The organism is Hymenobacter radiodurans, from assembly GCF_004355185.1.
In the GTDB taxonomy this organism is placed as follows: domain Bacteria; phylum Bacteroidota; class Bacteroidia; order Cytophagales; family Hymenobacteraceae; genus Hymenobacter; species Hymenobacter radiodurans.
In genome coordinates this window covers 1,408,549-1,428,602 of record NZ_CP037922.1, presented here as the reverse complement: position 1 = coordinate 1,428,602, position 20,054 = coordinate 1,408,549, and the positions used below count along the sequence as shown (strand labels likewise).

General features: G+C 55.2%; 16 protein-coding genes and 1 pseudogene. 8 read left to right on the top strand and 9 right to left on the bottom strand.

The window, feature by feature from the left end:
- The first annotated feature begins 26 nt into the window (after positions 1 to 26).
- Positions 27 to 1,943 carry an ABC-F family ATP-binding cassette domain-containing protein gene (locus tag EPD59_RS07280; protein ID WP_133272206.1) on the top strand — a complete coding sequence of 639 codons (1,917 nt, stop codon included), beginning with the start codon at positions 27 to 29 and terminating at the stop codon, positions 1,941 to 1,943.
- A gap of 62 nt (positions 1,944 to 2,005) precedes the next feature.
- Here the strand turns inward: EPD59_RS07280 and EPD59_RS07275 are convergent, their stop codons facing one another.
- Entirely contained in the window at positions 2,006 to 2,362 is a 357-nt protein-coding gene (locus EPD59_RS07275; RefSeq protein WP_165963510.1) for a DUF952 domain-containing protein, read from the bottom strand.
- A 131-nt stretch (positions 2,363 to 2,493) separates the two neighbouring features.
- Positions 2,494 to 2,892, bottom strand: coding sequence for a hypothetical protein (locus tag EPD59_RS07270; protein ID WP_133272204.1), 399 nt, complete (start codon positions 2,890 to 2,892; stop codon positions 2,494 to 2,496).
- 182 nt (positions 2,893 to 3,074) lie between these two features.
- Here EPD59_RS07270 and hppD point away from each other — a divergent pair, with 182 nt between their 5' ends.
- The 3 genes from hppD to EPD59_RS07255 all read left to right on the top strand — a co-directional run bounded on the left by hppD (position 3,075) and on the right by EPD59_RS07255 (position 6,614).
- A complete protein-coding gene (gene hppD / locus EPD59_RS07265; protein ID WP_133272203.1) occupies positions 3,075 to 4,208 on the top strand; it encodes a 4-hydroxyphenylpyruvate dioxygenase in 1,134 nt (377 codons plus the stop codon).
- A 136-nt stretch (positions 4,209 to 4,344) separates the two neighbouring features.
- The gene (locus tag EPD59_RS07260; protein ID WP_133272202.1) at positions 4,345 to 6,081 is read left to right on the top strand and encodes a phospho-sugar mutase; all 1,737 of its coding nucleotides are present in this window, start codon (positions 4,345 to 4,347) and stop codon (positions 6,079 to 6,081) included.
- A 44-nt stretch (positions 6,082 to 6,125) separates the two neighbouring features.
- Positions 6,126 to 6,614: a hypothetical protein gene (locus tag EPD59_RS07255; RefSeq protein WP_133272201.1), complete on the top strand. Its 489-nt coding sequence runs from the start codon at positions 6,126 to 6,128 to the stop codon at positions 6,612 to 6,614.
- Positions 6,615 to 6,677: 63 nt separating this feature from the next.
- Here the strand turns inward: EPD59_RS07255 and EPD59_RS07250 are convergent, their stop codons facing one another.
- The 7 genes from EPD59_RS07250 to EPD59_RS07220 form a co-directional block, all read right to left on the bottom strand.
- The gene (locus EPD59_RS07250; protein ID WP_133272200.1) at positions 6,678 to 8,360 is read right to left on the bottom strand and encodes an ABC1 kinase family protein; all 1,683 of its coding nucleotides are present in this window, start codon (positions 8,358 to 8,360) and stop codon (positions 6,678 to 6,680) included.
- A gap of 188 nt (positions 8,361 to 8,548) precedes the next feature.
- Positions 8,549 to 9,079 (bottom strand): phasin family protein, encoded by a 531-nt coding sequence (locus EPD59_RS07245; RefSeq protein WP_133272199.1) that lies wholly within the window; start codon positions 9,077 to 9,079, stop codon positions 8,549 to 8,551.
- Between the two features lie 237 nt (positions 9,080 to 9,316).
- On the bottom strand, positions 9,317 to 10,309 hold the full coding sequence (locus EPD59_RS07240; RefSeq protein WP_133272198.1) for an alpha/beta hydrolase: 993 nt from the start codon (positions 10,307 to 10,309) through the stop codon (positions 9,317 to 9,319).
- Positions 10,310 to 10,430: 121 nt separating this feature from the next.
- On the bottom strand, positions 10,431 to 11,591 hold the full coding sequence (locus tag EPD59_RS07235; RefSeq protein WP_240731658.1) for a lysophospholipid acyltransferase family protein: 1,161 nt from the start codon (positions 11,589 to 11,591) through the stop codon (positions 10,431 to 10,433).
- Between the two features lie 90 nt (positions 11,592 to 11,681).
- Entirely contained in the window at positions 11,682 to 12,977 is a 1,296-nt protein-coding gene (locus EPD59_RS07230; protein ID WP_133272197.1) for an aspartyl protease family protein, read from the bottom strand.
- Positions 12,978 to 13,046: 69 nt separating this feature from the next.
- A complete protein-coding gene (locus tag EPD59_RS07225) occupies positions 13,047 to 14,129 on the bottom strand; it encodes an o-succinylbenzoate synthase (protein ID WP_133272196.1) in 1,083 nt (360 codons plus the stop codon).
- A 180-nt stretch (positions 14,130 to 14,309) separates the two neighbouring features.
- A complete protein-coding gene (locus EPD59_RS07220; protein ID WP_133272195.1) occupies positions 14,310 to 14,585 on the bottom strand; it encodes a KGG domain-containing protein in 276 nt (91 codons plus the stop codon).
- Between the two features lie 391 nt (positions 14,586 to 14,976).
- Here EPD59_RS07220 and egtB point away from each other — a divergent pair, with 391 nt between their 5' ends.
- The 4 genes and pseudogenes from egtB to EPD59_RS07200 all read left to right on the top strand — a co-directional run bounded on the left by egtB (position 14,977) and on the right by EPD59_RS07200 (position 19,957).
- Positions 14,977 to 16,281 carry an ergothioneine biosynthesis protein EgtB gene (gene egtB, locus EPD59_RS07215; RefSeq protein WP_165963509.1) on the top strand — a complete coding sequence of 435 codons (1,305 nt, stop codon included), beginning with the start codon at positions 14,977 to 14,979 and terminating at the stop codon, positions 16,279 to 16,281.
- Between the two features lie 91 nt (positions 16,282 to 16,372).
- A pseudogene (gene egtD / locus EPD59_RS22330) lies at positions 16,373 to 17,340 on the top strand (L-histidine N(alpha)-methyltransferase).
- 5 nt (positions 17,341 to 17,345) lie between these two features.
- Complete coding sequence (locus tag EPD59_RS07205; RefSeq protein ID WP_133272193.1) at positions 17,346 to 18,377, top strand: pyridoxal phosphate-dependent aminotransferase; 1,032 nt, start codon at positions 17,346 to 17,348, stop codon at positions 18,375 to 18,377.
- A 218-nt stretch (positions 18,378 to 18,595) separates the two neighbouring features.
- Positions 18,596 to 19,957: an MATE family efflux transporter gene (locus tag EPD59_RS07200; RefSeq protein ID WP_133272192.1), complete on the top strand. Its 1,362-nt coding sequence runs from the start codon at positions 18,596 to 18,598 to the stop codon at positions 19,955 to 19,957.
- Positions 19,958 to 20,054 lie beyond the last annotated feature (97 nt).

Sequence of the window (20,054 nt, the reverse complement as noted above, 5' to 3'; positions counted from 1 at the left end):
TGGGATGCCTTGCCTACCTTTGCGGCATGAATCTGTTATCAGCTGAGAATATCTCTAAAAATTACGCCGACCGCTGGCTGTTTCGCGACCTTTCCTTTGGCCTGAGCCAAGGTCAGCGGGTGGCACTGGTGGGCATCAACGGGTCGGGAAAAACGACTCTACTTCGCATTCTGGCCGGTTTGGAGCCCGGCGACACCGGCTCGGTGAGCGTACGCAAGGATATCCGGGTGGCTTTTTTGGGCCAGCAGCCCATTTTTGATGAGGCCCTGACTGTAGAGCAAACCATTTTTGCCAGTCAGAACGATACGCTGGCGGCCATCCGCGACTACGAGCATGTAGTGAATGACCCCGCGCACAAATCCGACGATTTGCAGCGCGTAATGGAGCGCATGGACGCCCTGAACGCCTGGGACTACGAGTCGCAGGTGAAGCAAATCCTAGGACGTTTGGGTATTCTGGGTGACTTACTGGAGCGGCCGGTCAGCAAATTATCGGGCGGACAGCGCAAGCGCGTAGCTTTGGCGCGCGTTCTGATTGAAGAGCCGGAAGTTCTGATTCTTGACGAGCCCACCAACCATCTGGACCTCGACACAATTGAGTGGCTCGAAAACCGGCTGGCTTCGCCTAATCTCACCTTATTAATGGTGACCCACGACCGCTACTTCCTCGATAAAGTAGCCAATGAAATCGTGGAACTCGACCAAGGTCGCGTGCACCGCTACCAGGGCAATTATTCCTACTTCGTCGAGAAAAAGGCTGAGCGCGAGCAGATTGAGGTAGCGGAGGTAGAAAAAGCCCGCAACCTGCTACGTAAGGAACTGGATTGGATGCGTAGGCAACCGCAAGCCCGCGGCACGAAGCAAAAGGCCCGCATCGATGCCTTCTACGAAACCCAAGAAAAGGCCAAGACCAAGATTAGCGGTCCGCAGCTGGAGCTATCGGTGAAAACCACGCGTCAGGGGGGCAAAATCATTGAGGTGGAGCACCTGCACAAGCAATTTGGCGATAAAGTAGTGCTCGATGACTTCAGCTATGTATTCAAGAAAAAGGACCGTATTGGCCTGATTGGCCCGAATGGCGCCGGCAAATCTACCTTGCTCAACATGCTCACCGGCCGCCAGGAGCCGGATAGCGGCACCATCGACAAGGGCCAGACCACCGTTTTCGGTTACTACACCCAAACGGAGCTGGAATTTGATCCTACCCAGCGCGTCATCGACATTGTGAAGGAGGTGGCCGAAGTGGTGGAAATGGCCAACGGCGAGGTGGTCACGGCGTCGCAGTTTTTGCAGCACTTCCAGTTCCCGCCAGCCCAGCAGTACACGCTGGTTAGTAAGCTCTCAGGAGGCGAAAAGCGGCGTTTGCAACTGCTGCGCGTGCTTATCAAGAACCCAAACTTCCTGATTCTTGACGAGCCCACAAACGATCTGGACATCATCACGCTCAATATTCTGGAGGATTTTCTGCTGAATTTTGGTGGTTGCCTGCTCATTGTTTCCCACGACCGCTACTTCATGGATGCGCTGGTGGAGCACGTGTTTGTGTTGGAGCCCGGGGGGCAAATTCGACACTTCCCCGGCAACTACACCGACTACCGCGAGTGGCAGAAGGAAAACAACGCCGAAGAATACGCGAAAGAGCAAGCCAAAACGGCCAAAGCGGCTGCAGGCGTAGCGCCTTCAGCTGCCCCAGTGAAAGCAGTAGCAACTGCCCCTGCTGAGGCACCAAAACGCAAGGCCACTTTCGCGGAGAAAAAGGAGTACGAGACCTTAGAAAAGGAAATCGAGAAGCTCGAAGAAGTGAAGCAGCAGCTTATCGAGAAGCTCAATGCCGGCACTGGTTCCCATAAAGACTTGGCTGATTGGGCCGCCGAACTAAAGCGCACCGACGCTGCCTTAGATAGCAAAGGCGAGCGGTGGCTAGAGCTAGCCGACTTTATGTAATATCAACAAACAGCAGAAAAAAGCCCCCCAGAAGTACTTCTGGGGGCTTTTTTCTTCACGTATTAAGCTTCATCTTCTAACTCCGGCGGCAACTCGTGCTGTCCATCGGAACCAACTTGAAATGGCAAAGCACGGGCAATAGCGGCGAGCGGAATGGGCGCAAAAATGTGAGGAAAATAGTCATTGCGCGCTTCGGCGTATTCCCGCTTCACAGGCACCGCCGCCACCCACAACTCCGATTCGTCGAGTTCCAACAGGATAATATCGGAGCGACCAGCGTAGTAGCGGTTCGCAGTGGCTTCTACCTGATACAGTTCGGAAGCGTGAATGAAGCCTTCGGCCGATAAATCGGCACTGGCAAAAAAGCCGGTTTGCTGAGCATGTTGCCAATCAGCTAGTTCGGCGATGCGATAAATCATGGTAGAAAGCGGGAAGTATTTACCCCCCAGCACAACGTAAAGAACCTCTCTCGCAACAGTAGCTACCATTGCAGGAGAGGTTCTTCAAGTGCACCAGAGAGAAAACGCTTGTTACGAAAATGGTAGCGTGCTTACGCCTGCCACACTTCTTTGCGCACCTTTTTGCCTACCGACAGAATCAGGCGAGTAGGATTGGGCACAAGCACAAGGCGGGCTTCTTTGCCCGGGAACTCATCCGAATCGACCCATACGCCTTCCTTATGCGAAGGCTCGTAGCCGGTGTCGCCGCCCACGTCGTTGGGCAGATAGGCGGTGGGCAGCAGCACGTCGGTGTCGGGGCAGAGCTGCTGGTGTACTTTTTCCAGCACTTCTTCCAGGTAAGCGCCGTACTCCTCATTGAAGTCATCCTCCAGGTCGTGCAGTTCCTCCTCAATGTCGTCGTAGCTGTCGTGGTTGTAAGGCAGTTTGTGCAACTCCTGCTTCTTCTCGATCAGGGCGACCAGGGCTTTATTTAATTCCTCTTTATTCATAGCTACTCGTGCATAAGTGTAGTACAAAGGTGCGTAGGATTCGGCAATTCTGTGTCGGGTCAGACATAGGGCACTTTTGCCCCCCAGCGCACCAGACTAGCGTATTTGCCCAAGCTATTTAACCTAAACCCTTATTTTTACCAAACTAACATTTTTCTCACCCGATTTCCACCCCATCCGCTATGCAGACGATGACCTCGCCGGCCGTGCAGGCCCACCCCGCCCACGACTTCCTCCCCCTGAACGGTACTGATTACGTTGAGTTTTATGTTGGTAACGCCAAGCAATCGGCTTATTATTACCAAGCGGCCTTTGGCTACGAGTTGGTAGCCTACGCCGGCCCCGAAACCGGCCTCCGCGACCGCGCCAGTTACGTATTGCAGCAAGGAAAAATCCGCTTAGTACTCACCACCTCCCTCCTCCCCGACTCCGACATTTCGGAGCATGTACGCAAGCACGGCGACGGCGTAAAAGTGATGGCGTTGTGGGTAGATGACGCCCGCAAATCATTCGAAGAAACCACCAAGCGCGGCGCAAAGGCCGCTTTCGAGCCCTATACCATCAGCGACGAGCACGGCGAAGTAACGCTCTCGGGTATCTATACTTATGGCGAAACCATCCACACGTTTGTGGAGCGCCGTAACTATCGGGGGGCTTTTATGCCGGGCTTCGTGCCCAAAACCAGCCTGATTCCACAACCTACTCCCGTGGGTCTGTTGCACGTTGACCACTGCGTAGGCAATGTAGGGTGGGGCGAGATGAACCAGTGGGTGAAATTCTACGAAGACGTGATGGGCTTTAAGCTCCTGCTGACCTTCGACGACGAAGATATTTCCACTGAGTACTCGGCCTTAATGAGCAAGGTGGTCAGCAACGGCAATGGGTACGTCAAATTCCCTATCAACGAGCCAGCCGAGGGCAAGAAGAAGTCGCAGATTGAAGAGTACCTCGACTTTTATCATTCGCCCGGTGTGCAGCACATCGCCATTGCCACCAAAGATATTCGTCACACCGTCACGGAGTTGCGCCGCCGCGGCGTAGAGTTCCTAACTGTGCCAGCCGTGTATTATGACGACCTGTTGGAGCGCATCGGTAGTATTGAGGAAGACCTCCAGACGCTGAAGGATCTGAACATCTTGGTGGACCGCGACGAGGAAGGCTACTTACTGCAGATCTTCACCAAGCCCGTAGAAGACCGGCCCACGGTATTTTATGAAATCATCCAGCGTAAAGGCGCCAAAAGCTTTGGTAAAGGCAATTTTAAGGCGTTGTTTGAGTCCATAGAGCGTGAGCAGGCGCTACGCGGGAATTTGTAATACGTAATAGAACGCTCATAAAAGAACGTCATGCCGAGGCGAAGCCAAAGCATGACGTTCTTTTTTGTGATTGCTTTCATCAAACCTCTTTTCTTTACGCTCGTTCTTTAGTCCAATCGCACTTTTTTATAATCCTATGGCCCTCACCTCCGACGTTCAGCAAAAAATAAACACCTGGCTAAAAGGCAACTACGACGCCCAAACCCAAGCCGACATCCAACAGTTGCTCGACAGCAATCAGGAAGAGGCCCTGAATGACGCCTTCTACCGCGACTTGGAGTTTGGAACAGGTGGTCTGCGTGGCGTCATGGGTACGGGCTCCAACCGCATGAATCGCTACACTTTGGGCATGGCTACCCAAGGACTATGCAATTACCTGCTGGACTCCTTTCCGAGTCAGGAAATAAAGGTGGCCGTAGCCCACGATTCGCGTAATAATAGCTCCGAGTTCGCGCGCATTGCCGCTGGGATTTTCTCTGCGAATGGCATCACAGTTTACTTGTTCGAAGCCCTGCGCCCCACACCGGAGTTGTCGTTTACCATCCGCCACTTGGGTTGCCAAAGCGGCGTGGTTATCACGGCTTCGCACAACCCCAAGGAGTACAACGGCTACAAAGTGTACTGGAACGACGGTGCGCAAGTAGTTGCGCCACACGACACGAACATCATCCGCGAAGTGAATGAGATTCAGAGCGTAGACGCGGTAAAGTTCAAAGCCGTTGAGTCGCGCATTCATCTGATTGGAGCGGAGCTGGACGAAGCCTATTTGAATGAAGTTCAAAAGCTTAGCATCAATCCCGAAGCCATTAAGCGGCAGCACGATCTAAAAATTGTGTACACGCCCATCCATGGCACCGGCATTACGTTAGTACCAAAAGTATTGGAGCGCTTCGGCTTCACCAATGTCAGCATTGTGGAGGCCCAGGCTACTCCCGATGGCAACTTCCCTACCGTTGTCTCGCCGAACCCCGAGGAAAAAGTTGCCATGCAAATGGCCCTCGACCAAGCCCGCCAACTCGACGCTGACCTGGTCATTGCCACCGACCCCGACGCGGACCGCGTAGGTATTGCCGTGAAAAATACCCAGGGCGAATGGGTGCTGGTAAATGGCAACCAAACGGCCGCACTGCTCACTTTCTACCTACTGTCGGCGCGCAAAAATGCCGGCAAAATGACCGAGCAGGATTTCATCGTCTACACCATCGTAACCAGCGAAGTGCTGGGTGACATTGCCAAGGCGCACGGCGTGAAGTCGTACCAGACGCTGACGGGCTTCAAGTACATCGCCGGTCTCATCCGCGACTTGGAAGGCAAGGAAACATACATCGGTGGTGGCGAGGAAAGCTATGGTTTCATGATTGGCGACTTTGTGCGCGACAAGGACGCCGTGTCGGCCTGCGCCATGATAGCTGAAATGGCCGCCGTAGCTAAAGACAACGGACGCACGCTCTACGAGGAAATGGTGCAGATGTACGCCACCTACGGCCTCTACCGCGAAGACCTGATTTCGCTCACTAAAAAAGGCCAGCGCGGTGCCGAGGAAATTCAGGAGATGATGCGTGACCTACGTGCCCAGGCGCCCCACACCATTGCTGGCTCGCCGGTAGTAGAAATTCGCGATTATCACACAGGTATCGTCCGCGACCTGCGCACCGGCCAGGAAACGCGCACCGGCTTAGAGGCCTCCAACGTGCTCCAGTTCCTAACCGAAGACGGCAGCAAGATTTCCGCCCGCCCCTCCGGCACCGAGCCCAAAATCAAGTTCTATTTCAGCGTAAAACAGCCGCTCGATTCAGTAGATAAGTTTGAGCAAGGTTATGAAGAACTGGGGGGCAAAATTGCCCGGATTATTGAGGATATGAAGTTGAAATAATAAAAGATTCTCACGCATTACGATATGATGGAAAAGTAAGGCACATGTTTCCGTCTACGGCCCGATTTGCTGGTTTCGTATTCTTAGGCTTAGGCGGATTCATCTTACTTACATCAGTAGCGGGTTTACTTTCAGGAGAAGTAACTCTCATTCAATTATTGGCGGGTCCGATCTGTCTAGCATTAGGGTATGCCATGGTCACTAGTTACGAAGGCATCACGATTGACGCCCGTACCAAACGATACACTAACTATAATTGGGTTGCTGGTTTTCGTCAAGGCGAAGAATGGTTACACTTGCCCGAAGTAGTACGGATCACAGTTGCGCCTTTCAATGCAGCCTATGTTATGAATGATTCTATAGCTCCAAGTATGACAGTTCAAGAACGTGGCTTATATAAAGTGCTGCTTAGTATCCAAAATTCCCGCGTCGGTATTATCGCGGCCATTGAAAAGCAAGATCAAGCCTTAATTAAGGCAGAGAACTTAAAGCAAATTCTAGGCGTCGAAATAGCTTCAACCTTAAGAGTATAGACGCTAGTCTTGTGCTCTTATTACTATGAAGCCAACGATCAATATGATCGTTGGCTTCATAATTTACTCCCGCGGCTTCCGTAGCCCCAGAATAACCAGCACTAGCAACAGAAACCCAGTTACGCCCAGACTAAACCACGTCAGCATGGGAATGCCGCGGTGATAGGCCATTTCGGGCGAATACCTGCCCATCAGACTCAGGCCCGAAAACAGGAGAAACGCTATTGCCAGCAGAGCGATAATGGTGCGGCTTACGAGTTGGTCGGCTTTGCGTAGCAGCGGCTGATAACCGCCCAACTCTACTTTTACACGCAAATCTCCTCGGGAAATTTTGCGCATGATTTGCCGCACATCCGTGGGCAAGGTGCTCAGCAACGACAGAAGTTGCACGCCCGTGTATTGGGCCTCACTCATCAAATTTTCGGGCGAGTATTGCTCCGCAATAATGCGGGCGCCGTAAGGCCGCACGAACTCAAACGTATTGAATGACGGGTGCAGCACCTTTCCGATTCCTTCCAGAATCACGAGCGCCCGCAGAATTAGGAAGACAGCCCCCGGTACTTGCAGCTTATAATCGTAGATGATGACTTGCAGGCGGTCGGCGAGGTCCGACATGCTCATCTCCTTCACATCGAGCACCGTAAAATCCTCGATTAGCTCGTTGAGGTCGGCCTCAAAGCGGCGCATATCCGGAATTTCGGCGTGGAGCGCGAGGCGGCGGAAGTTGAGCGCCATACTGCGTGCATCCTGCCGCGCCATCCCGATAAACACACCGGCAAAAGCGTATTTCTGCTGCTTAGTGAGCTTGCCCACCATCCCAAAGTCGATGAGCACGATGGTGCCATCGGGCCGCACCAGTACGTTACCAGGGTGCGGATCGGCGTGGAAAACGCCAAACTCAAAAATCTGGGTCAGGTAAATATCCATGCCCGTTTCGGCCACCTTGGCGGGGTCGAGGCCCCATTTCAGCAGTTGCGGCTTGTTGGATATTTTGCAGCCACTCACAAACTCAATAACCAGAACCTTGCTAGTAGAGAACTCACGGTAAGGCTTCGGCACATAAAACGTCTCGTAGTCGGCGTAGAGCTTGCGAAACTGGTCCATGCTCCGGGCCTCGGAGGTGTAGTCCAATTCCTTAGTCATGCTACGCTCGAAGGCGTCCACAATATCCTGCGGGTTGCTAAGGCCCTGCTTGCGCAGAAAACCGGCTGTCAGACGCACTAGTTCGCGCAGCAAACTCAGGTCGGTGCGCACCTTTTCCTGCACGCCGGGGCGCTGCACTTTTACCACTACTTCCTCGCCCGTGAGCAGGCGGGCCTTATGCACCTGCCCGATGCTGGCCGAGCCCAGTACTACGTCGTTGAATTCACTAAAAACCTCTGAGATGGGCCGCCCCAACTCTTCTTCAATCAGGCGGCGGGCCGTGACAACATCAAAGGGCGGCACGTCGCTTTGCAGCTTCTCAAACTCGTCAATCAGGGCTTCGGGGAGCAAATCGGGGCGGTTGCTCAAGGCTTGGGCCAGCTTGATAAACGTGGGGCCCAATTCTTCAATAATCAAGCGGATACGCTCCCAGCGGTTGGTGTCAAACACCGTTTTCTCCGCGTGCTGCCACGATACCCGACGTCCTTGGGGCACTAAGCGGCGTAGGGCCGTGCTGGTTACTACATCCTCAAACCCGTAGCGCACCAGCACCTCCATTACCTGCCGGATGCGGCCCAGATTAGAAATCGTGTTTTTGAACATGCGCGAAAAAAGAAGCCCGTGAAGAGGCAGCCTGGCCAGCCTCGACAAGAAAGGTAAGCAAAATGCCCCCCAGCTAGCTAAAAATCAAAACCGCACCGCTTGAAGTGCGATGCGTACGGTGTGTCTACGAAAAAGCCAGCGCCCGCAGTAGCGGCGCTGGCTTTTCACGCAAGGCGCTTATAGCAAAACTATGACGCGTTGGAAGCGCCATTGTTGCCACTATCAGCGGGCTTTGGGGTTTCTTTTTTAGCTGCTGGCTTAGCGGCAGGTTTGGCAGCAGGCTTGGCGGCCCCTGCTTTAGCAGCAGCCGATTTTTGGGCAGTACCAGCGGCGCTGCTCACTTTGTCGGCGGCCTTCTTGGTAGCACCTGCGGCTTTGGCAGTTGTACTTGAAGCTGGCTTGGCGCTGCTCTTGCTGCCGGCAGCAGCACCCGTTGAGGTCTTAGTGCCACGCACACTGCGCTTTAGCTCTTCTACATCGGCGTTGGTAGCTACGCCCACACCTTTCATCAGGCGGTTGGCAATACCCGTGAATTGTGCTTCCAACTCCTTCCGCTTCGTATCGGTATTCTTCTTCAGATCATCCATGATCTTCTGCCCCTCTTTTTCCGACAGCTTGCTTTCCTTCACCAACTTATCGATGGTGCTTTGGAAACGGTCACTGGTCAGCGAAACAAAACCAACGCCGGCATTGATGAATTTTTTAAACAGATCTTCCATGTTGTTGAGTTAGTTAAAAGGAGGTGAAATGAAACGAAAAATGGCGTTACGGATTTGCACGCCGGAAAAAATAGTATGCAAGCCGACTACTTTTGGCAAACCTACGAAAACATAGCTATATAGTTGGTGCTGAGGTAGAAATTTTTCAGATTCCTCGTCACCGCCTCTTCATACAACCGTGTTTTATGGGTTTTTTCACCTATTCCTAATGCCTGGGGGCTTTTTTTCGTTTCAATTTTACGCTGCTCTTTTACGGGGCCGCGTGGCAGTTGCTATGACTATCGGGCTGCTGGGCCTGAGAGTAGGGAGAGGTAGTATCGTCGGCTGAGCCGCCCATATAGCATTGACAAAGGTGGCTACGCCATCGAGGGCTTCGCGGGCCTCGGGTAGCAAGCGCCAGAACAGGTGCCACCAGTGTACCAACCCTGTAAACGATTGCAGAGTAACCGCTACGCCGGCTGTGCGGGCTTTGTCGGTAAAGCACAAGACGCTTTCGCACAGCACTTCCGAGTCCGATATCTGAATGAGCAGCGGCGGCAATCCGTGTACCGCGGCGCGGGCCGGCGATACTAACGGGTGCGTGAGAGACGTTTCGCCGGCGTAGTGCGGTCCCCAGCCGCGCATCTCAAGGGCCTCCAACAACTGGGTTTCCTCACGCGCTACCCGGCGCAGCAGCGCATCAGGCATATCAAGGTCGGTCCAGGGAGAAAGCCCCACGGCCGCAGCAGGCAAGGGCTGGCCTTCTTCGCGTAGGGCAATAAGCAAGGCTAGAGCTAAGCCCCCGCCGGCCGAGTCGCCGGCCACAATAATGTTGTGAGGGTCAAATCCTTGCTTTAGCAGCCAATGATACGCCAGCAAGGCATCGTCGAGGGCACCGGGGAAAGGATAGTCGGGGGCCTTACGGTAGTTGATGGCTAAAGCATTGGTATTGCAGCGTTTGGCTAACGTTCCTACCAAGCTGCGGTGCGTATTCAGAGAGCCGAGTACATAGCCGCCGCCATGCAAATAGAGCATTACTCGGCACGGATCCGCATTGGCGGGCCGGGCCCATTCGGCACTCATGCCGTCAATCGTTGTCTTTTCGAGGTGTACACCCCACGGCATAAATTGAAACAACGAGCTCACTTCCATAGCTAGCCGCATGGCTCCAAGGCCGGGCCGCTTGCGGGCAAGCGGGCCAGTTGCCGCCGTCAGGAGTTGTTTGAGCAGTAAATGCTGGGTGGAGGGCATTTGTATACTATTGGGTGGGAAGGGAGGCAGGGCGGGTACGGACTGCGAGCAGTAGCGGGGGGCTTTTACACGCAAGAATATTGTTGGTGGCAAGAATTGGGGAATCCTTCCCAATGACTGGTTATGCTTTTTTTCCTATTCGATGCCCCTTGTAGCCGCGAATAGCAATAGGTATCCATCCTAATACGGGAATGAAGAAAGTGAGGGTGAAGGGGTTGCGCCAAATCATACGCAGCCAAGAGCCGCGCTTAGTTAGTTTCAGATCTACCCCCTCGGGACCTTTCTCTGCGTATTGGCGCTCAAACTCCCGGAAGAGTTCGGGCCAGGCAAAGGGCAGAAAGAAAGGAAAGTAGCTCCAGTTGGCTTTCATACGTTGCCAAAGCTCGCTCCAGCAGTAAGGATGCTTGCCGTGGTTGCGCACAGCCGCATCCAGCTCCGTCTGCATTTGTTGGCGCACTTGCTCCGACAAGGCCAGATAATCTTCGCGGGTAAGCTCGCTGGGGGGCTTTTCGGTCAGTTCGTAGGGCTTGATGCGCGTGCCCAACACAAAGGTGAGCTTGGCCGGATACGCGAGGTAAAAAAACCAGGGCTGGAGCAGCACCATGATGATAATGGGCCCCACGGGAATGAAGGGAATCCCAATCTTTTTGGTCCATTTGTTCAGCCAGTCCCAGCTATAAGCGTAGGGGTTCAGGTATTCCCCATTTACGGTATAGTACGGCACAATATCGGTGCGGTGCTCGATGCCTAGCCGGATGATGCTGGTAGCGAGGCGCTGCAGTTGATACTTGCGGTTAAACCCTTTGCCAATGCCCGGCACGCCCTCGGGGTACAGCATCAAGTTGTGGTCGTTGCAGAACATCATCGTCTCAAAATTGAGCGTGGTAGCATCAACACAGCCGCATTTCTTCCAGAAATGCGGAATCAGATACGGGTTCATCAGCACCGATTGCGAGAGCATGGGCGCTGAAAGGGGCCGCGGCAGGTCGTACATACCAGGCAGCACGCGCAGCAAGTGCGAGAGGGCTACCATGGCATCCCAGGGAAACGCCATGCCCGAATGATTGCTGGCGAAAAGCAATGGGCGCTCCGGGTTATTCCGTTGCGGATACTGCTCGAAACCCACCAGCTTGGAGCGGAACCACACCCGATCGAGTAGCTGCAGCAGGTGCTTGTCGACGGCCCGCACGTATTCCTCGTCGAAATAATCGGAGTAGATGTGCTGATTGGCCAAGATGGCAGGCGACGGTAGCGGCAGCGCGGGCGAAGGGGCCGTTGGCATCAGGCGAAAAGCAAGGTAGGTGGGCTTCTAATGTAGTGCTTTTATGAACAATTTGTAAGCAGGGCTAACCGCAGCCAACTGCTCATACGGCTAAATCTGACGCCTTAGACGCACACTGGTTGTGATCAGTTCGCCATCGGCGCGGCGCACGATGAACAGGAGTTGGCGGCCATCATCGGAGTGCAGAATTCGGCTGATTTGGGTGAGCGAAAGGCCCGCTACGGGCATCAGATTAATAGCTATAATCTCGTCGGTGGGCTTCAGGCCGGCCTCATCAGCGGGCGAACCTTTTTCTACTTTGAGGATAATATACTGGTGATAGTCGGAGCCGGTAGCCAGCAAGTCGATACCACTCATATCGTGCTCGAAGGGGTCGCGATAAAGACTATTGGGACGCAACCAGAGCCGATTGCGGGTGTAATCAATGATAATATCGAAACGCTTGAGCAGCTCCAGACCCACGTTGCCATTACGAAATACCTCGGCCCGATGGCTTACATCGGCTGCATCGGGGAAAGAGGTAACTAAGGATTTGACCTTGTATTTACCTAGCTGCAACGATGTTACCCGGCCCAGGTACCCATTAATGAGCCCATTGAGTCCCCGGCCCAGCTGCGACCGTATCCGCCGCGGCGGCAGAGTCAGGCGCGGGTCGGAGGTGGTTTCGAGCGACAACGCGTGCCCTGCCCCAGTGTCGAGCACCAGCTTGAGCGGCAGCTGCAGCGAGTCGTGCACCACGGCCTCGGTACGTAAGTAGGCCTTACTGCCTTCCATATCGATGCCCATAGAAGTCCAGCGCCTTCCCTTGGGCGCCCGAAACGACGCGGGATTAATCAACACTACCCGGGACTCGACCGGGTGAATGCGCACAACAAAGCTGCGAAACACATCATAGCCCAGAATGCCATGGATGGGCATACCCACGTAGCCCGACAGGTTGAGCACATCACTGGAAAGAATCAGGAACGTGAGGGCTGGCGCTTCCACCTTGCCATCGGCTAAGGTCACGTGCACACTATCGGTCTGGAAAGCTTCTAGGGCCTGATCCTCGCCGGCACCCGCTACGCGGAAGCGCTGCCCCAGCCGTAGTCCCAACTGTGTGCGCAGCGTTGGGTCGGTGAGAATGGACGTACTCACGCCGGTATCCAGCAGAAAGTTGAACGGCCCCTGTCCGTTAAGGGAAGCGCTGATAATAATCAGGTTGCGCTGCAATTCGACGGGCACCGCAAGGCTGCGCGTTTTGGCACTCTTAAAACTGAATGCTGCGGTTGCCGATTGGGTTGACTGGCCAGTAGCTGTTAAGCTTAGCAGCAACCCCAAAAAAGCCCCCCAGCCCCGCAGGGTTCTTCCGAAAAGCAGCACAGTAACGAGCCAAGAGGCAATCATGCAGGGAGGGTGGTGGGTTGGGTAAGTTACTGAAAAAACCGCCTTAGCACCACTTATCAACCACGTATATCAGCACGGAATTTCCCAATCTCCCGCGGGGTCATAGTGCAGGTGGCCGGATGCTATTCGGAGGGGTGCCATCACGTTGTTATGATAAAGTTGGCCCGTGCCCAAGCCTTGGGGAAAATCGGACCGGGCGTACTCGCCCGCCAACTGGCTCACGGAATTTAGCCCCACATTCGATTCCAAGGCCGAAGTCAGCCACCAGGCGGCATTGTTTGCTTCCGCCACGCGCAGCCACTGCCGGGTGGCGTGCAGTCCGCCTACCAGCGTAGGCTTGAGTATAACGTAGGCTGGCTGAATGTGGGCCAGCAGCGCCTGTTGCTGCTCAGGCTGCGTCACCCCAATCAGTTCTTCATCCAACGCAATAGGAATAGGCGACTGCCGACACAGATCCGCCATGAGCGCCGGCTGCCCGGCCGCAATGGGCTGCTCGATGGAATGCAGATCGAAGCGGGCCAGCTGCTCCAGCTTGCTCAAAGCCTCGTGGGGGGCAAATGCGCCGTTGGCATCTACGCGCAGTGTGAGCTGCTCGGGGCCAGCTACGGCCCTGATTTCAGCTAGTAGCTGCAATTCGGTGGCAAAATCAATTCCCCCGATTTTCATCTTTAAACAGGAATAGCCATCGGCTAGCTTCTTCTGAATCTGGGTCTGCATAAAGGCCGCCTCGCCCATCCAGACGAGGCCGTTGATAGGAATGCCCACCTCGCCCCGGCTGAATGCATTATCGAAAAGCTGACGTCGGCCACCGAGCTGCCAGTCCAGCAAGGCTATTTCAAGCGCAAATCGGAGCGCGGGCCAAGTAGGCTCTACAAGCTCATCAACTAAGTAGATGGATGCATTGGGGGGCAAATCGGTGAGCTGGCGGCGGTTAAAATCGGCGCATAGCGCAGCTACTCTAGGCTCGAAAGCAGGCCCAAAATCGGGGCTCAGGCCAGCCAATGGCGCTGCTTCTCCCAGCCCCAGATGTTCCGGCTGCGCTGTATCGCGCAATACTAAATAATAGGCTACGTGCTCGGTAAGCGCCCCACGCGAGGTACGGGCCGGAAAGTTGAAGCGCAAAGCGCGCTGGCAATACGTAAGATGAAGCATTGGGCGGGGCAGGTGCTGGCTATCAGCGGAATCGTATACACTTCAGAACCGGCTGTTCGGGATTTCAACCGTCTGACAAGTAACGAACAAAAAAACCAGCCTTTGCGCTGTGCGCAAAGGCTGGTTTACAAAGTCGGCGGCACCGCTACGGGAGAAGTGCCGTCGTTACATCAATGGAAACTATCGGGTAGCACCGCCCTGGTTGCTCCGTCCGCGGCTCGCCTGACCCCCCTTACGGCCGGCGGCGCGGGCTTCCTCTGATGTAAACCGGTGGCCGCGACCACTTTCGTGCGAGGCTTTACCACCTTCGCTGGCAATACGACGCTGCTCAGCTGGATCCATAGCGGCGAAGCCACGCAGGCTTTTGCCCGTAGAAGTTGCTTGCTTAGTCGCGCCACTACGGCTTGACGACTGAGTTGCGGCATTGCCGCGCTGGTTTTGCTGGTTCGAGATCATAGCGTTTGGGGTTTGGGAGAAGTATCTATGGTATTTTGATTGCGTCCCAAAGAAGGAAAACAGGTGCTGAACCACTCCTTATTTGAACGAAATAGCGATAGTAAGGATAACGATTTGGAACCCAAAAACCGCATTTCCAGCCCAAAATACCGCTTTCTACCGACGTTTACTCCGTAGTTGAGCTTGCCGTAAACGCGATAAATACCCGCTGCTACTGTTGTGCTACGTACTAGCCGCGACGTCTACCAAACGAGGTCTTCGCTAAGCATTTGTACTCGGTATTTGCCGTAGTCTTGGGGCTGATTAATTAAACTCGAAGCCCTCTAGAACAAAACCCGTCGTCGTTTTTTGAGTTAAGGTTAATAAGTAGTTAACCCCTATTCCTGTGTCTATGTCTTCCTCCGTATTTGCCCCCCAAACCGTTGCCGAGCCCATGTTGGCCCAACTCCCCGCTCGCTACCACGCCGTGCGGCAGCAAACGGAAGACCTCTGTCGGCCCTTGCTGCCGGAGGATACTGTGGTGCAGCCTATGCTCGATGTGAGCCCGCCGAAGTGGCACTTAGCGCATACTACCTGGTTTTTCGAAACCTTCCTGCTGCGCGAATACCTAGCTGGCTACCAGGTATTTCATCCTGATTATGCCTACCTGTTCAACTCCTACTATAACTCGCTGGGCAGTCGCGTAAACCGCGCCGACCGCGGCACTATCTCCCGCCCTGCTCTCGCCGATGTGTACGCCTACCGCGCGCACGTAGATGAGCACATGGGCCGCTTGCTTACCACGCTTGCCCCTAACGATTTGCCCCCCAGCTTCGCCGAAATCTTTGAGTTGGGCCTTCAGCATGAGCAGCAGCACCAAGAGTTGCTCGTTACGGATATAAAGTACATTTTGAGCACCAGTCCGTTGGCGCCGGCTTATAAGTCGGCTCCGAAAGCACCGCCCACGCCCGAGCCTACCCCAGCCACTTGGCTGCCGGTGGCGGGCGGCGTTTATCGGATTGGCTTTGAGGAAGAGGGATTCTGCTTTGACAACGAAAAAGCCCCCCACGATACCTACGTAGCCGATTTCGCGCTACAAAACCGCTTAGTGACCAACGGCGAGTACCGTCAGTTTATGGAAGCGGGTGGCTACCGCGACTTCCGCTACTGGCTGGGCGAAGGCTGGGAACTGGCCGAGCAGGCTGGCTGGGAAGCGCCTTTGTATTGGGTGCAGAAAGATGGCGTGTGGCACCGCTTTACCCACCACGGCCTGCAACCCGTCGATTGGGCCGCGCCGGTCACGCATATTAGCTTCTACGAGGCCGATGCGTACGCCCACTGGGCCGGTTACCGGCTGCCTACGGAGCAGGAATGGGAAATAGCGGCCCGCCAGTTTCAGCCGCAGATTGCGGCCGGCAACTTCCTGGAAAGCAACCTATTTGATCCTCAACCTCTCCCCGCCGATGCGGATCCCGAGCAATGTCATCAGCTTTTGGGCGATGTGTGGGAATGGACGTACTCGGCCTACCACCCTTACCCCGGCTATGAGCGCGCAGCTGGCGCTTTGGGCGAGTATAATGGCAAGTTTATGCTGAATCAATTGGTGCTGCGCGGCGGCTCCTGTGCTACCTCCGCGAGCCATATTCGCCTCACGTACCGCAATTTCTTTCACGCGGATAAGCGCTGGCAATTCACCGGTATCCGCTTGGCACGCTAAGCTTTAGCTGCCATTTCTGGTCAAATCACGCAGCTTATACTTGCTGCGGAGCAAGGCCAGTAATCCCCTATTTCATCCGTAACTGCTCCCCATGCCTCGCCTCGCCACTGCCAACACCGAATTAGCCAGCCATGTAGCTGCGGGTTTGCAAAAAACACCTAAAACGCTTTCCTCCAAGTATTTCTATGATGACGCGGGCAGCGAGCTGTTTCAGCAGATTATGGCGCTGCCGGAGTACTACCCTACGCGCACGGAGTTTGGATTGCTAACTACCCACCGCGCCGCCATTACCGCCGCCCTGCGTCCAGCCTCTGATGAGCCGTTTTATCTCATAGAGCTTGGCGCCGGTGATGGACTGAAAACCAAGATATTACTGCGTGAATTATTGGAGTTGGGGGCCAATTTCAGCTATGTGCCCGTCGATATCTCGTCGGGGGCCTTAGATGGACTGGCAGCTAGTCTGAGCACTGAATTGCCCACCTTGCGGGTGGAGCCAGTAGTAGCCGAGTACACGGCGGCGCTCACGTTGATGGCCGCCCGGCCCGGCCGGAAAGCGGTGCTGTTTCTGGGGTCCAACATCGGCAACTTCTCCCCTTCCGACCGCCGCGAATTTCTACGCGCCCTCACGCAGCCGCTCTCCCCCGACGACCGCCTGCTCATTGGCTTCGATCTGCAAAAAGCCCCCGCCTTATCCGCGCCGCTTACGATGATACCCAGGGCGTAACGGCGGCCTTCAACCTTAACCTACTTACCCGGCTGAACCGGGAGTTGGGGGGCAATTTTGACCTAGCCCATTGGCAGCACTACACCGATTATGACCCGATTGCGGGCGTTGTACGCTCCTTTTTAGTGAGCACCCGCGCCCAGCAAGTACACCTGGAGGCACTGGCCCAAACCGTTGATTTCGCTGCTTGGGAAATTATTCACACCGAAAATTCTTACAAATTTACCCGGCCTCTCATCAGTCAGTTAGCGACGGAAGCGGGGCTGGAAGTGCAGAATTTTTTCACCGATGAGCAGGCCTATTTTGTTGATGTAGTCCTGGCTCCGCAAGCGTAAAAGCAGTGGCTGATTTGCTACCCGATTCCTTCGTGACAACGCCCCCGGCTGCGGCCGATTTCCCCGCTGTTATCAGTCTGGCTTCGGGCTACGGCAATTTTGCTACGCCAACTGTTGCCGCTGAGCGGGCCATCGCTAGTATTCATGCTGACCAGCTTACACCGGGGCCGGTGGAAGGCTTGCTGGCGCTACGGGAGGCAATAGCAACAAATTATCATCGCCAAAAAGCCCCCCAGATTACGCCCGCCCATATCATGGTTACGCCCGGAGTAAAGGTAGCGCTGGTTGCTTTGCTGAAAGCCATTCTGCGCCCCGGCGACGAGGTACTGGTGCCTACTCCCAATTGGTTTGGCTTTGGTGAATTGATTACCCGGGCCGGTGGGACCATGCGCTCCCTCCCCCTAGACTCAGCCGATGGGTATGACCTGCGGCCGGAAGTACTGGAAGCCGCTCTTACACCGCGCACGCGGGTTTTCCTCTTTTCGAATCCGAATAACCCGACAGGCCGAATCTATCGCCACGATGAGGTGGAGGCCTTGTTAGCCGTCACGCGCCGCTACCCAGAACTGTTTGTTTTTTCCGATGAGATATATAATCTCATCAACTTCAGTTCGGCACCGGTGCCCACTCTGCTGGCATTTCCCGACCCACATGGGCAGCACTTAGTCGTAAATGGCTTCTCCAAATCGTTGGCACTGATTGGGTGGGGCGTGGGATATTTGGTGGCGCCGCCAGCGGTGGTTCGGGCGGCGGCTGGGGGGCAATTTGCTACTGGCGCGCCCGTTCCCGTGCCGAATCAGCACGCAGCCCTGGCGGCAACGGAGCATAGCGCGACAATTGCCCAAGAGTTGCTCACACGGTTAGCCCCCACCCGCTCTTTGCTCCTAGCTGCCTTGTCGGCGCTGCCCGGTGTGGGCTATGTGGAGCCGGAAGGTACTTACTACGTTTTCGCTGATTTGCGGCCGTTTTTGCCCCCCGCGCACTCAGCAACGGAATCTTCGGCGGCATTGGTCGCGCAGTTGCGGGCCGGGGGGTAGATGTGGTGGATGGCGCAAGTTGTGGAGCGCCGGGCTTTGCGCGCATTTCTTATGCTGTGCCTGAGCTGGCGTTACGGGAAGCACTGCAGCGCTTGCAAGCCGTTCTCTTAGGCCAGGCAAGCCGGATGAGCTAACGGTCAGGAGCGTTTTACTCTGGTAAGTCTGGCCCATAGCCCGAATTAGGGGCGTACCTTTGCGGCTCTTTTTTCCATTGCCTCATGCCGCTCACCGCTGTTCGTCCGCATATCAAACCTATGTTGTTACTGGCTTACCCAGTAATACTTAGCCAATTAGGCCACGTACTGGTAAACGTAGTCGACAGCGTGGTAGTAGGCCAAACCGGCAAAGTTGCGTTGGCGGCCGTGTCGCTGAGCGTAAGCGTGAGCACGGTGGTAATGGTGCTGGGACTGGGTTTATCGATGGGCATTACGCCTTTGGTTGCGGCCGCTGATGGCAAGCGCGATATGCCTTTGTTGGGGCGGCTGCTGGTAAATGGAGTACTACTTAGCACCCTGGCTGGCGTGGGGCTGGCGGGTTTGGGGCTTGTAATTGCCCCCCAGCTTCGATACCTCAATCAGCCAGCGGAGGTAGTAGCCTTGGCCATGCCGTGGGTCCGCCTCATCTTCCTATCCTTCCTGCCCCTGATGATTTTTCAGGGCTTCAAACAGTTTGCCGAAGGCTTGGGTCTCACACGTCAGGCGATGTATCTGTCAGTAGGAGCCAATTTGCTGAATGCCCTGCTGTGCTACATGTTCGTGTTCGGCAACCTTGGCGCCCCGCAGATGGGCATGATTGGGGCCGCCTGGGCCACGCTCATTTCCCGTGTTCTGATGGCCATCCTGATGGCTACGTATGTATTGCGCGCCGCCCGCCTACGGCCCTACCGCGAAGCAGCGGCAAGCGGGCTGGGCCTCCACGGCCCCACACTGCGGCGTCTGCTGGGTTTGGGCTCCCCTATTGGCGTGCAGATGATGTTTGAGATGGGCGCGTTCAGCTTTTCGGCCGTCATGATTGGCTGGTTGGGCACTACCAGTCTGGCCGCGCATCAAATCGCCATTAATGTGGCTTCGGCTACCTATATGGCGGCCAGCGGCATTGCAGCGGCGGCTACCATTCGGGTGGGTAATATGCGCGGCCTCGGCGATGCGGAGGGAGCACGCCAAGCAGGGTTTACGGCTTATGGCCTCACCTTTCTCTTTATGGGTGCGATGGGCTTGATTTTGATTCTGGCTCGTGAGTTTATTCCCTATTTCTACAACAACGATGCAGCCGTGGTGGCGCAAGCGGCTACGCTATTGCTCATCGCAGCGCTGTTTCAAATATCCGACGGCTTACAGGTTGTGGGGCTGGGAGCATTGCGAGGGCTGGAAGATGTCAAAATCCCCTCTGTGGTGGCGTTGCTAGCGTATTGGGCGGTAGCCTTGCCATTGGGTTACTGCCTTGGCTTCAAGCTGAATATGGGCGCTGTTGGCATCTGGATAGGCTTGCTCACGGGCCTTACGCTGGTGGCTGGCCTTCTGCTCTGGCGCTTCCGTCGGCTAAGCGTGGTACCGGTGCCAGCGGTGGTGGCGGTGCATTAAATCGAGGCTGGCATTATTTTTTAGCACGGACGGTTGCACTCAACCGTTAGGTAGCTGCGTTCATACTCCAGAATCGCCATTCACTTCTAAAAAAGCC